This is a genomic window from Microbacterium sp. zg.Y909 (genome assembly GCF_024626565.1).
In genome coordinates this window covers 1-12,258 of sequence record NZ_JANJFJ010000117.1, presented here as the reverse complement: position 1 = coordinate 12,258, position 12,258 = coordinate 1, and the positions used below count along the sequence as shown (strand labels likewise).

11 protein-coding genes are annotated in these 12,258 nt (G+C 71.1%); 10 read left to right on the top strand and 1 reads right to left on the bottom strand.

Features of this window, described 5'->3' with window-relative positions:
* Positions 1-80: 80 nt before the first annotated feature.
* The 5 genes from NQ160_RS10440 (at position 81) to NQ160_RS10420 (ending at position 5,804) form a co-directional block, all read left to right on the top strand.
* Positions 81-914: a purine-nucleoside phosphorylase gene (locus NQ160_RS10440; protein WP_257515177.1), complete on the top strand. Its 834-nt coding sequence runs from the start codon at positions 81-83 to the stop codon at positions 912-914.
* Positions 911-2,587 carry a phospho-sugar mutase gene (locus NQ160_RS10435; protein WP_257515176.1) on the top strand — a complete coding sequence of 559 codons (1,677 nt, stop codon included), beginning with the start codon at positions 911-913 and terminating at the stop codon, positions 2,585-2,587. Before NQ160_RS10440 ends, NQ160_RS10435 begins: the two co-directional genes overlap by 4 nt.
* Before the next feature lie 11 nt (positions 2,588-2,598).
* Positions 2,599-3,978: an MFS transporter gene (locus NQ160_RS10430; protein ID WP_257515175.1), complete on the top strand. Its 1,380-nt coding sequence runs from the start codon at positions 2,599-2,601 to the stop codon at positions 3,976-3,978.
* Positions 3,979-4,042: 64 nt separating this feature from the next.
* Entirely contained in the window at positions 4,043-4,621 is a 579-nt protein-coding gene (locus NQ160_RS10425; protein ID WP_257515174.1) for a GNAT family N-acetyltransferase, read from the top strand.
* 229 nt (positions 4,622-4,850) lie between these two features.
* Complete coding sequence (locus NQ160_RS10420) at positions 4,851-5,804, top strand: hypothetical protein (RefSeq protein WP_257515173.1); 954 nt, start codon at positions 4,851-4,853, stop codon at positions 5,802-5,804.
* 121 nt (positions 5,805-5,925) lie between these two features.
* On the opposite strand, the gene NQ160_RS10415 is transcribed toward NQ160_RS10420, so the two are convergent.
* Positions 5,926-7,812, bottom strand: coding sequence for a BglG family transcription antiterminator (locus NQ160_RS10415; RefSeq protein ID WP_257515178.1), 1,887 nt, complete (start codon positions 7,810-7,812; stop codon positions 5,926-5,928).
* Positions 7,813-7,971: 159 nt separating this feature from the next.
* Here NQ160_RS10415 and NQ160_RS10410 point away from each other — a divergent pair, with 159 nt between their 5' ends.
* From NQ160_RS10410 to NQ160_RS10390, 5 genes are all read left to right on the top strand, one after another.
* Positions 7,972-8,289: a PTS sugar transporter subunit IIB gene (locus NQ160_RS10410; RefSeq protein WP_257494662.1), complete on the top strand. Its 318-nt coding sequence runs from the start codon at positions 7,972-7,974 to the stop codon at positions 8,287-8,289.
* Positions 8,286-8,558 carry an HPr family phosphocarrier protein gene (locus NQ160_RS10405; protein WP_257515172.1) on the top strand — a complete coding sequence of 91 codons (273 nt, stop codon included), beginning with the start codon at positions 8,286-8,288 and terminating at the stop codon, positions 8,556-8,558. Before NQ160_RS10410 ends, NQ160_RS10405 begins: the two co-directional genes overlap by 4 nt.
* 20 nt (positions 8,559-8,578) lie before the next feature.
* Positions 8,579-10,252 carry a phosphoenolpyruvate--protein phosphotransferase gene (ptsP, locus tag NQ160_RS10400; RefSeq protein WP_257515171.1) on the top strand — a complete coding sequence of 558 codons (1,674 nt, stop codon included), beginning with the start codon at positions 8,579-8,581 and terminating at the stop codon, positions 10,250-10,252.
* Positions 10,249-11,856, top strand: coding sequence for a PTS mannitol transporter subunit IICB (locus NQ160_RS10395; protein ID WP_257515170.1), 1,608 nt, complete (start codon positions 10,249-10,251; stop codon positions 11,854-11,856). Before ptsP ends, NQ160_RS10395 begins: the two co-directional genes overlap by 4 nt.
* Before the next feature lie 172 nt (positions 11,857-12,028).
* Positions 12,029-12,258, top strand: a 230-nt coding sequence (locus tag NQ160_RS10390) for a PTS sugar transporter subunit IIA (protein ID WP_257515169.1), incomplete at its 3' end; no start/stop codon positions are given.

The following is a 12,258-nucleotide window of genomic DNA, read 5'->3' as shown; positions in this document are numbered from 1 at the left end:
TGACTTCATTCTCTCAGGCGCGATCGGGCGCCGACGCCGCTCGGCTGGCCCCGCGGCATCCGACTTCCTAAAGTGGGGACATGTCCGACACGACCCCCCATCCCCTCGACGACCCCGCTGCCGACCCGTTCGGCGTGGCCGCCGACGCCGCCGCCGACATCGCCCGCATCACGGGCATCGAGCGACACGACATCGCCCTGACGCTCGGAAGCGGGTGGGGCAAGGCCGCAGAGCTCATCGGCGAGACGACCGCCGTCTTCCCCGCCACCGAGGTCACCGGCTTCAGCCGGCCCGCCCTGGAGGGTCACGTCGGCACCCTCCGAAGCGTCCGCACCGAGTCTGGCGCGAACGTGCTCGTCATCGGCGCGCGCACCCACTTCTACGAGGGCCACGGCGTCCGCCGGGTCGTGCACAGCGTGCGCACCGCCGCCGCGACCGGCGCCCGCATCATGGTGCTCACCAACGGTGCCGGCGGCATGCGGGAGAGCTGGACCCCCGGCCAGCCCGTGCTCATCAGCGACCACATCAACCTCACCGGCGCCTCGCCGCTGGAGGGCGCGACGTTCATCGACCTCACCGACCTCTACTCCCAGCGCCTGCGGGACCTGGCACGCACGATCGACCCCTCGCTCGACGAGGGCGTGTACTGCCAGTTCCGCGGCCCGCAGTACGAGACCCCCGCCGAGGTGCGCATGGCCGGGATCATCGGTGGCGACATCGTCGGCATGTCCACCGCACTCGAGGCCATCGCCGCCCGGCAGGCCGGCATGGAGATCCTGGGCTTCTCGCTCATCACCAACATGGCCGCCGGCATCCAGGAGAGCCCTCTCAGCCACGGCGAGGTGCTCGAGGCCGGCCGGGAGGCCGAGCCTGTCATCTCGTCGCTCCTGGCCCGAGTGATCGGCTCGCTGTGAACGACATCACGCGGGCCGCCCGCCGCTGGCTCGCCCAGGACCCCGACCCCGTCACCCGCGCCGAGCTGGAAGAGCTGCTCGCACGTGAGGCCGAGGGCGACGAGGCGGCATCGGCCGACCTGACCGACCGGTTCGGCGCCCGCCTGGCGTTCGGCACCGCGGGGCTGCGGGGGCGCCTGGGCGCCGGCAGCAACCGCATGAACCGGGTTCTGGTCATGCAGGCCGCCGCCGGACTCGCCGCGTTCCTGCTCGAGCGCCCGGGCCCCGATGGCCCGCCCACCGTCGTGATCGGCTACGACGGCCGTCGCAACTCCGACGTTTTCGCCCGGGACAGCGCCGAGGTGTTCGCCGGGGCGGGGCTGCGCGCGATCCTCCTCCCCCGGCTGCTGCCCACCCCGGTGCTGGCCTTCGCCGTCCGCCACCTCGGCGCCGACGCGGGCGTCATGGTCACCGCCAGCCACAACCCGCCCGACGACAACGGCTACAAGGTCTACCTCGGCGGCCCCGACGACGGCGCGCAGATCGTGCCCCCGGTCGACGCCGATATCGCCGCGCACATCCAGCGCGTGGCGGATGCCGGCGACGTCGGATCCCTCCCCCGCTCGAGCGACTACGAGGTCGCCGGCGAAGAGCTCGTCGAGGCGTACGTCGACGCCACCGCCGCCGTGGCTCCCGCCCCGGCGGGTGCCGACGGCATGACCTGGGTCTACACCGCGATGCACGGCGTGGGCTGGGAGACGCTCTCGCGCATCCTCGAACGCGCCGGCTACCCCGCCCCCGCCCTGGTGACGGCGCAGACGCAGCCCGACGGTACCTTCCCCACCGTCGCCTTCCCCAACCCCGAGGAACCGGGCGCCATGGACCTGGCGTTCCAGACCGCGCGCGAGGTCGGCGCGGAGTTCATCCTCGCCAACGACCCCGACGCCGACCGGCTGGCCGTCGCCGTCCCCGACCCGGGCGCGCCCGGCGGGTGGCGCAAGCTCACCGGCAACGAGGTCGGCCTGCTGCTCGGTTGGCGGGCCGCGCGGCGCGCGGCCGCAGCGGGAGCCGGCGCGGAGGCGTCGCTGGCGTGCTCGCTGGTGTCGTCCCCGGGTCTCGCGGCGGTCGCCGAGCGCTACGGCCTGTCGTCGCATGCGACGCTGACCGGCTTCAAGTGGATCTCGCGCGCACCCGGCATCGTCTACGGCTTCGAAGAGGCCCTCGGATACCTCGTCAACCCCGAGACCGTGCGCGACAAGGACGGCATCTCCGCCGCGATCGCCATGCTGGGGCTCATCGCCGAGGCGCGCGCATCGGGCGGCGACGCGAACAGTCTGCTCACGCAGTTCCAATCCGAGTTCGGGTTCTTCGACAGCGGCCAGGTGTCGCTGCGCGTGGACGACGTGTCGGTCATCGGCCGCATCATGGCGTCGCTGCGCACCGCGCCCCCGCAGGCGGTCGGCGGTGTCGCCGTCGAGCGGATCGATGACCTGCTCGACGGCGTCGACGGGCTTCCGCCGGGCGACGTGCTGCGACTGTGGCTTGCCGACGGATCGCGCGTGATCGTGCGGCCGAGCGGCACGGAGCCCAAGGTCAAGGTCTATCTCGACGTGCGCGGCGACTCCGCCGCCGACGCGCGCGAGCGACTTCAGGCGCTCGAGACCGGTGCCACGGAGCTGCTCGCCCGCGGCTGAAAGAGGCGCACATGCGCGAACACGACGCGCCCACGCCGGGCGCAGACGCTTCCAGTGCGGCGGATCCGCCGCACTGGAAGCGCAACGTGGTGCTGTTCCTCGCGGGGCAGACCACGAGCCTCTTCGGGTCGATGCTCGTGCAGTACGCCGTGTTCTGGTACCTGACGCTGACCTATCAGCGGGGCGACATCATGGCGCTCGCGGCGGTGTTCGGGTTGCTGCCGCAGGCGATCGTCTCGATCTTCGGCGGGGTGTGGGCCGACCGCCACAACCGCAAGCACCTCATCATCGCGGCGGATGCCGGCATCGCCCTGACGACCCTGTCCCTCGCCCTGATGATGATGACCGGCTACGACGGCGTATGGCTCATCTTCCTGACCCTCGCGATCCGCTCCGCCGGCGCCGGCATCCAGAGCCCCGCCGTGTCGGCGCTGATCCCGCAGATCACCCCGGCCCGCAACCTGATGCGCGTCAACGGTGTCAACGGCTCCATCCAGTCCGCCATGGCGCTGCTCGCGCCGGCGGCGGCGGGCGCCGTCTTCGCGTGGGCCGCGACGGCGTGGGGCGGGTCGGCGGCGTCGCTCATCCCGATTTTCTTCGTCGATGTCATCACCGCCGCCGTCGGCATCCTGCTGCTCGCGTTCGTGCCCGTCGGCGCCGTTCGCCGATCCGACGACGCCCCCACCGGGTACTTCGCCGACCTCGTTGAGGGCGTGCGCTACGTCGCGCACCACGCCTTCCTGCGATGGCTGCTGGCGTTGTTCGCGATCATCTTCCTGCTCAGCGTGGCGCCCTCGAACCTCACCCCGCTCATGCTGGTGCGCACCTTCGACGCCGGCGAGCAGCAGAACATCACCAACCTCGCGGTGCTCGAGATCGCCTTCAGCGTCGGGATGATGCTCGGGGGCATCGTCGTGGCATCGTTCTTCGCCAAGCGCAGCCGCATCGGGATGATCGTGACGTCCGCCCTGGTGTTCGGCCTGCTGGCGATCGGCATGGGGCTGTCGCCCACCGTATGGATCTTCTTCGCCTTCTTGTTCCTCGTGGGGCTCGCCGTGCCGTTCTTCTCCACACCGGCGTTCACCCTGCTGCAGGAGACCGTCGATCCCGAGCGGCAGGGCCGCGTCTTCGGGTTCGTCGGCATCGTCATGGCCGTCGCGATGCCGCTGGGCATGTCGGTGCTGGGCCCCCTCGCCGATGTCGTCGACATCGAGGTGCTGCTGGTAGCCACCGGCATCCTGACCTTCATCGTCGTCGGCGCCGCGGTGGGGCTGCCCGTCGGGCGCCGTGCCATGCAGGCGGCCCGCGAGGCCTCCCGCGCGGGCGATCCTGCGACGGCGGCGGCTGCTGCGGAGGCGGCGATGCACGAGCGGCCCGCGCGGGAAGCCTGACCATCGGCGACGGACGACGCGGCCGGCGGGCCGGTCCGTCCGCTGCGCCCGGTAGCCTCGTGCTGTGCTGCTGAGCGACGCCACCATCCTGGAGAACGCCCACATACGACTCGAGCCGCTGGGGCCGCAGCATGCGTCCGACCTCGCGGTGGCATCCGTCGGGCTGGAGCACGCCTGGTACACCTCGGTGCCTGCGCCGGCGGGCGTGCCGGAAGAGATCGCCCGGCGCTTGGCGATGCGCGACGCCGGGACCATGAACCCGTGGGCGGTGCTCCGCGATGGGGTCGCCGTGGGGATGACCAGCTTCTGCGGCATCGACCAGCCGAACCGGCACGTCGAGATCGGCTACACCTGGCTCGCGCTGTCCGCGCAGCGCACCGCGGTGAACACCGCGGCGAAGCTGCTGCTGCTGGGGCACGCGTTCGACGCGTGCGACGCGATCGCCGTGGAGCTGCGCACCCACTGGCACAACCGTCAGTCGCGGGAGGCCATCGCCAGGCTCGGCGCGAAACAGGACGGCGTGCTGCGCAACCACCGCCTGGGACCCGACGGCTCGCTGCGCGACACCGTGGTGTTCTCGATCCTGCCGCACGAGTGGCCCGCCGTCCGTCTCGGGCTCGAGGAGCGGCTGCGCGGCGGCTGACCCCCGCCGGCGCTCCACGGTTCGTCGCCCGATACGCGCCCCGGACCCGGGGTTTTCGCGGTTCGCCGCCCGATACGCGCCCCGAACCCGGGGTTTTCGCGGTTCGTCCCCCGATACGCGCCCCGGACCCGGGGCGGCGCCTTCTCCACACGCCCCGCGGAACGGCGTGTCCTCCCCGATTGTCGAATCACCGTCCCGGACGGATGCCGCGAGCGGCGATCGTCCGAGGATGACCGAGGAAATCCGACTGCTGACACTCGATCACCTGCGACAGCGCGGCATGACCAGCCGTCAGATCGCGGCATCCGCGGCCGGCGGAAGTCTCGTGCGCCTGCGTCGCGGCATCTACGCGAGTACGAGCGCCTGGCGAGCGGTGTATCCCGAGCAACGCATCGTCGCCCGCGCTCACGCGCTCGCGGCGGTCTCGGTCGCGCGGCCCGTCTTCGCGTATGCAACGGCTCTGGCGCTGCAGGGTCAGCCGCTGTACCGCGCGCGCGACGACCGGCTGCACGTCATCGCGGATGCCGGCCGGCCCGGCGCCGCACATGGGGTGGTGCGGCATCGCGGAGAGACCACCGGCGACGTGGTCGAGATCGACGGGCTGCTGTGCACCGGCCTCGCTCGTTCGGTCGCGGACATGGCCCGCACGGCGACCTTCGAGCAGGCGGCGACCTCGGCGGACGCGGCGCTGCACACCCTGTTCGCGCCGCGCGACGGCGTCTACGATCTCGATGGCGCGGAGGAATTCCGAGAGAACGTGCGCCGGATCGTCCACGCCAGCGCACACGGGGTGAACCGGGCGGAGCGGGTGCTCAAGTTCGCCGACGGCAGGGCACATCTGCCCGGCGAGACGATCAGTCGCATCCGCCTGCGTGAGGTGGGGTTCCGCCACATCCGCCTGCAGGTTGCCGTCCCCTCACCCACGGGCGGCTGCTACTACCTCGACTTCGGGATCGACGACGCCGACGCCTACGGCGAGTTCGACGGCTCGATCAAGTACATCGATGGGCGGATGCTGGACGGTCGCACTCGCGCCGACGTCTTCGACGCCGAGAAGCAACGCGAGGACTGGATCCGGGGCACAACGCAACATCGCCACGGCCGATGGGGGTGGCCGCACGTGTCCACCGCTGCCACCTTGGCGGAGCGTCTGGCCGCGTTCGGCATCCGTCCCCCGCGGTGACCATCGCCGATACGCGCCCCAAACCCGGGGTTTCCACGGTTCGTCGCCCGATACGCGCCCCAAACGGCGAGGCGCCGGGCGGGCGCGCGGGCGGCCGGCGGGCGGGCGATCGGGGCGGGGCTCAGCCGTCGATGACGGCGACCAGCTCGTCGAGGAACGCGGCGAAGTCGGTGCCGCGTCGCACGATGCGCTGCACGCTGTCGCGCTCGCTGAACACCTCGACGAACTGCTCGAACACCGTCTGGAACGCCGCGCGGTCGTTCTCGGAGAAGGCGGTGAAGGCGACGACCTGCACGCGCCCCTCGCCCCACGGGATCGACGGCTCGGCGATGCCGATCGCGATCGCGGTGCGCGTGGCCGTCATCCCGATCGCGTGCGGCACGGCGAGGGCGTCGGTGAACGCGGTGGACGAGAGGTTCTCGCGCTCGATCGTGCGCTGCACGTACCCCTCGTCGATGATCCCCTGTTCCACGAGCAGGCCGCCCAGTCGCCGGATCACGGCTTCTTCGCCGCCCTCGCCGTCGAGACCGCGCACGAAGGCCGCAGGCGAGAAGTAGCGTTCCAATTCGGCTCGGAGCCTGGCCAGCCGGCGTCCGCGGCGCACCCGCCCGGCCGCCGCCTGCACGCGCTCGATATCGGATTCGGTGAGGAACGGCTGGATGCGCACGATCCGCTCCCCCGGCGCCGGAGGGTCGATCGTGGTGAGCACCAGATCCGTCGGGATGCCGGACCAGTCCGGGTCCACGCGCGTCTCGACTCCCACGACCTCCACGGCCTGGCCGAGTGAGCGCGAGACGCTGGAGCGCAAGAGCTCGTGCAGCTCGTAGTAGCCGGGGCAGACGATCGTGGCGGTGAGCAGCTGGTCGGCGCGCCGGCTGCGCTCCAGCCGCCCGCCGACGTGCATCGCGATGTAGGCGATCTCGTCGTCCATGAGCGGGATGTCGAGGCGGTCGGCCAGTCGGCTGGCCATGAAGACGGCGACGTCGAAGATCATCGGGTACGTGGACTTCAGCGACCGGGTGAGTGGGTTGCGGGACCACGCCTGGGCGCGGGCGCGCTGCAGCAGGTTCTGCACGTGCAGCGCCAGACGCAGTACGAAGTCCTCGTGCGCGATGTCGACGAGGAACTCCGACGCCGCCGACTCGACGACCTCGCGCACCACCCGCTCCACCTCGGGGTCGAGGCGGTCGCGCGCTCGGTCGACCGGCCCGGCGCCCGGGGCGACCACGCGGGTGAGCACCAGCGTGGCCAGATGGCTGCGATCCCCCGCGCCCAGCCGCACCCCGAGGTGCTCTTGGCTCAGCCGGTCGATGATGGCCCCGATCTCGGCCCGAGCAGGGTCCTCTTCCGGCGCCTCTTCCAGCCCGCGGTCCCGCAAGACCCGGTCCGCGGCGATGGCGATGTGCATGACGACGTCGGCGATGCCCAGCTCGTTCACGAAGTAGCCCAGCTCCCCGAGGCCGGCCACGAGCTCCGCCTTGAAGGGACCGAAGGCCTGGGCTCCGATGGAGCGCAGCCCGAGGGTGCGCCGCAGTGCCTCGAGGTCGAACGAGCCGGCATCCATCTCGTCGTGAGCCAGCTTGCTGAGAAGTCGTCGCTGCGCGGCCTCGGTGCCTCGCAGGCTCACGCGATACCCCGAGCGCTCGAGCGTCAGCTCGGTGCCTTCGAGCAGTCCCCGCACCCGGGCGAGGTCCGCCTCGATCGTGGCAAGACTGACGAACAGCTCATGCGCCGTCTCGTAGAGGTCGATGCCGTCGTGCTCGTCGAGGAGAGCCCGCACGAGCGTGTGCAGACGATCGCGTGGGGTGCCCCCGTCGGAGTCGGTGCGCAGAGCCGCGCCAGCCTCGGGCCCCGCGCGGTAGCCCTGCGGACCGGATTCGATCGCCGTTCCGCCGGGCACGCGCGCGTTCACCGCCGTGACGTAGCTGCGGACGCTGCGCGGGGTCACGCCCAGCGCGTCGGCCGCCCTCGCCGCAGTGATCCAGTCGCCGTCGCGCGTGAGCAGCATGAGCAGACGGTCCTGCCTAGCTCTGGTCACGGGGATCCCCTAGTGTCGGTTCCTTCAGTCAACCACGCACACCGGCAGAACCTTCCGCCCCCGCGGAAGCAACCCTGGGTTGTCCCGGGCCCCGGTATTGAGAAAGATGTCCGAGGAGGAGGCACGATGATGAGAATCCTTGTGGTGTGCGCCGCGGGCGCGTCCAGCACGTTCGTTGCCCAGCGCGTGCGCCATGCGGCACACGATCGCGGCCTGCCTTACGCGGCCTTCGCCGGCACGGAACAGTCGCTGCCGATCGATCTCGACGGCGCCGACGTCGTGCTGGTGGGTCCGCACCTGACGTACGCGCTCGAGGACATCCGCCGAGAGGCCGCTCCCCGCGGCACCGCGGTGGTGCTGCTGCCCGACGACATCTTCAGCGACCGCGACGGCTCCCGCACCCTCGCCTTCGTGCAGAGCGCCCTGGAAGGAAGGGAGGTCCTGTGAGCGCGATCACCCGCACCGTCCGCGTCGGCTCCACCAACGGTCTGCACGCTCGCCCCGCGAAGCTCTTCGCCCAGGCAGCCAAGGACTCCGGCATCCCCGTCACCATCGCCAAGGATGCCGGTGCGCCCACCAACGCCGCCAGCATCCTCGGCGTCATCGCGCTCGGTGTGGAGCGCGGCGACTACGTGACCCTGACCGCCGACGGTGACGGGGCCGAGAACGTCCTCGACACCCTGGCCGAGCTGCTGGCCACCGACCACGACGCCTGATGAACGACGAAGGAGACATGATGAGCGAGTTGCGCGGAGTGGGCATCGGGCTGGGCGTGGCCCAGGGTCCCGTTGCCCGCATGGCCGAGCCGCTCCCTGCGCCCGCCGACACGGCGAGCACACGGGATGCCGAGGAGGAGCGCGCCCGCGCCCGCGAGTCGGTCAGTGCCGTGGCCCGCGAACTGGAGAAGCGCGGTGCGCAGGCGGGAGGCGCCGCCCGCGACGTGCTGGAGGCGCAGTCGATGATGGCCGAGGACCCCGCGCTGCTGCAGGAGGTCGACGCGCGCATCGCGCAGGGCAAGACCGCCGAGTACGCCGTCTTCGACGCCTTCGCGTCGTTCCGCGAGCAGCTGACCGCCATGGGCGGCTACCTCGGCGAGCGCGCCGCAGATCTCGACGACGTCGCCCAGCGGGTCATCGCCCACCTGCAGGGGGTGCCCGCGCCGGGCGTTCCCGACCCCGGCCACCCGTTCGTGCTGGTGGCGCGCGACCTCGCCCCGGCCGACACGGCTCTGCTGGACCTCGACAAGGTGCTGGCACTGGTCACCAGCGACGGCGGCCCCACGTCGCACACGGCGATCCTCGCCCGCGAGAAGGCGATCGTCGCGGTCGTCGGCGCGGCCGGCGCGACCGAGCTGGCCAACGGCGAGACGGTGATCGTCGACGCCGCTGCTGGTGTCGTCGTCACCGACCCGTCTGCGGAGGACCTGGCGCGGGCCCAGCACCGGGCCGACGCCCGCGCGTCGGCGGCATCCGCCCCCATCACGCCCGGGGCTCTCGCCGACGGCACCCTGGTGCCGCTCCTGGCGAACCTCGGCAAGCCGGAGGGCGCCGAAGAGGCCGTCGCGCTCGGGGCCGAGGGCGTGGGACTGTTCCGCACCGAGTTCCTCTTCCTCAGTTCCAACTCCGCTCCCACCGTGGACCAGCAGCGGGAGACCTACACCCGGCTGCTCGAGGCGTTCCCCGGCAAGAAGGTCGTCGTGCGCGTGCTCGACGCCGGCGCCGACAAGCCGCTGGCCTTCCTCAACGACGCCCACGAGGACAACCCCGCCCTGGGGCTGCGCGGCCTGCGCGCACTCCGGGCGAGCGAAGACATCCTGCGCGAACAGCTCACGGCCTTGGCGCAGGCGGATGCTGCGACGGACGCCGACGTGTGGGTGATGGCGCCGATGGTGTCCACGGTCGAGGAGGCACGGTACTTCACCGAGCTCGCCCGTGACTACGACCTCAAGATGGCCGGGATCATGGTCGAGGTCCCCTCGATCGCGCTCATGGCCGACAAGGCGCTCGCCGTTGCGGACTTTGCCTCGATCGGCACGAACGACCTCACCCAGTACACCCTCGCCGCTGACCGCCTGCTCGGTTCGGTGGCCGCCTTCCAGGACCCCTGGCACCCGGCTGTGCTGCGCCTCATCCGCGAGGTCGGCCAAGCCGGCCGTGCCAACGGCAAGCCCGTGGGCATCTGCGGCGAGGCCGCCGCCGACCCGCTGCTGGCGGTTGTGCTCGTCGGACTCGGGGCCTCGACGCTGTCGATGGCGCCGACCGCCCTCGCCGACGTGCGCGCCAGCCTGCTCACCCAGACGCTCGACGATGCCCAGCGCATCGCCGAAGCCGCCCTCACCGCCGATGACGCGGCGGGGGCACGCCTCGCGGCCCAGCAAGCCGCCACCCGACAGAAGGAGACACAGCAATGACGACTGCGTCAGCACCCGCCACACAGGGGGGTAGCAAGGCGCGGGTCGGAGTCCAGCGCTTCGGCACGTTCCTGTCCGGCATGATCATGCCGAACATCCCCGCGCTCATCGCCTGGGGCATCTTCACGGCGTTCTTCATCGACGTGGGCTGGACGCCCAACGCCGACCTCGCGACCATCGTGAGTCCGTTCATCCACTACCTGCTGCCGATCATCATCGCCTACACCGCCGGCCACATGGTCTACGGCGTGCGCGGCGCGGTCGTCGGCTCGATCGCCGTCATGGGTGCCATCGCCGGGTCCGACGCGCTGATCGCGCAGTTCAACGCGACCCTGCCCGAGGGCGTGGCGCCGCTCGGCCAGATCCACATGTTCATCGGTGCGATGATCATGGGTCCGCTGGCTGCCTACACGATGAAGTGGCTCGACAAGCTCTGGGACGGCAAGATCAAGGCCGGCTTCGAGATGCTCGTCAACATGTTCTCGGCGGGCATCTGGGGCTTCGTCATGGCCATCGTCGGGTTCTACCCGGTCGCGTGGCTCGTCAACGGCCTGATGGACGTCCTCGGCAACGCGGTGGACTGGCTGGTCGAGGCCAACCTGCTGCCCCTGACGAGCATCCTCATCGAGCCGGCGAAGGTGTTCTTCCTGAACAACGCCATCAACCACGGCGTGCTCACCCCGCTCGGCATCGCCCAGGCGGACGAGACCGGCAAGTCCATCCTGTTCCTGCTCGAGGCCAACCCCGGCCCCGGTCTCGGCCTGCTGCTGGCGTTCACCTTCTTCGGAATCGGCGCCGCACGCGCATCGGCACCGGGAGCGGCCGTCATCCAGTTCTTCGGCGGCATCCACGAGGTCTACTTCCCGTTCGCCCTGATGAAGCCGGTGCTGATCGTCGCGCTGATCGCGGGCGGCATGACCGGTGTCACCACGAACATGCTGTTCGGCGCCGGGCTCCGCGCTCCGGCGGCACCGGGCTCGATCATCGCTGTGCTCGCACAGACCGCGAACGACAGCTACGTCGGCGTCATCCTGTCGGTCATCCTTTCGGCGGCAGTCACGTTCATCGTGGCGTCGCTCATCCTGCGGGCCTCGCGCAAGCGCGACCTGCTGGCCGAGGGCGACCAGTTCGCCTCCGCGGTCTCGCAGACCGAGGCGAACAAGGGCAAGACGTCGGCTGCCATGGAGGCGCTGCGCGCCTCGGGCCGCACGGACCGCGAGGGCGTGCGCGAGGGCGAGCAGGCGGTGGACCGCCTCGAGACCGAGGCCGAGACCGGTGGGCGCCTCAGCGGCGGCACCGTCGCGGTGAAGCCGGTGCGCAACATCGTGTTCGCGTGCGACGCGGGCATGGGCTCGTCGGCGATGGGCGCCAGCGTCCTGCGCAACAAGATCAAGAAGGCGGGCATCGACGATGTCACGGTCGTCAACAAGGCGATCGCGAATCTCGACCCCTCCGCCGACCTGGTCATCACGCAGAACCAGCTCACCGACCGGGCGCGCCGGCAGACGCCGGACGCGATCCACGTGTCGGTGGACAACTTCATGAACTCGCCGAAGTACGACGAGGTCGTGGAGCTGGTGCGCGAGCAGCACGACGGAGCCTGACACAGACAGCTGCGGGGCCGGGTGGCATCATGCCCCCGGCCCCGCGGCGTCTCGCATTCCGACCGCTAGCCACGCCCGCGCAGAGAGCGCAAGCCCTCTGGCCGGCGAGGAGCGAACTGAGACAGTGAAGGGGACGGATGCCGCGGCATCCGCCCGATGAAAGGGGTACGACATGGCACGCGAGGTGCTGAACGTAGGACAGGTCCGCATCCACCCGGGCTCGGTGAGCCGCGAGGACGCGATGAAGGAGGCCGCCGACATCCTCCAGGCGGCGGGGGCTGTGACCGGCGCCTACTACGACGCGATGCAGCAGCGCGAGGAGACCGTCTCGACCTACATGGGCAACGAGCTGGCCATCCCCCACGGCACGAATGAGACCAAGGAGACGATCCTGGACTCGGC

Coding starts and splice junctions, on each gene's coding strand:
- NQ160_RS10440 (WP_257515177.1), top strand. CDS start 81: ATGTCCGACACGACCCCCCATCCCCTCGACGACCCCGCTGCCGACCCG.
- NQ160_RS10430 (WP_257515175.1), top strand. CDS start 2,599: ATGCGCGAACACGACGCGCCCACGCCGGGCGCAGACGCTTCCAGTGCG.
- NQ160_RS10420 (WP_257515173.1), top strand. CDS start 4,851: ATGACCGAGGAAATCCGACTGCTGACACTCGATCACCTGCGACAGCGC.
- NQ160_RS10415 (WP_257515178.1), bottom strand. CDS start 7,812: ATGCTGCTCACGCGCGACGGCGACTGGATCACTGCGGCGAGGGCGGCC.
- NQ160_RS10410 (WP_257494662.1), top strand. CDS start 7,972: ATGAGAATCCTTGTGGTGTGCGCCGCGGGCGCGTCCAGCACGTTCGTT.
- ptsP (WP_257515171.1), top strand. CDS start 8,579: ATGAGCGAGTTGCGCGGAGTGGGCATCGGGCTGGGCGTGGCCCAGGGT.
- NQ160_RS10395 (WP_257515170.1), top strand. CDS start 10,249: ATGACGACTGCGTCAGCACCCGCCACACAGGGGGGTAGCAAGGCGCGG.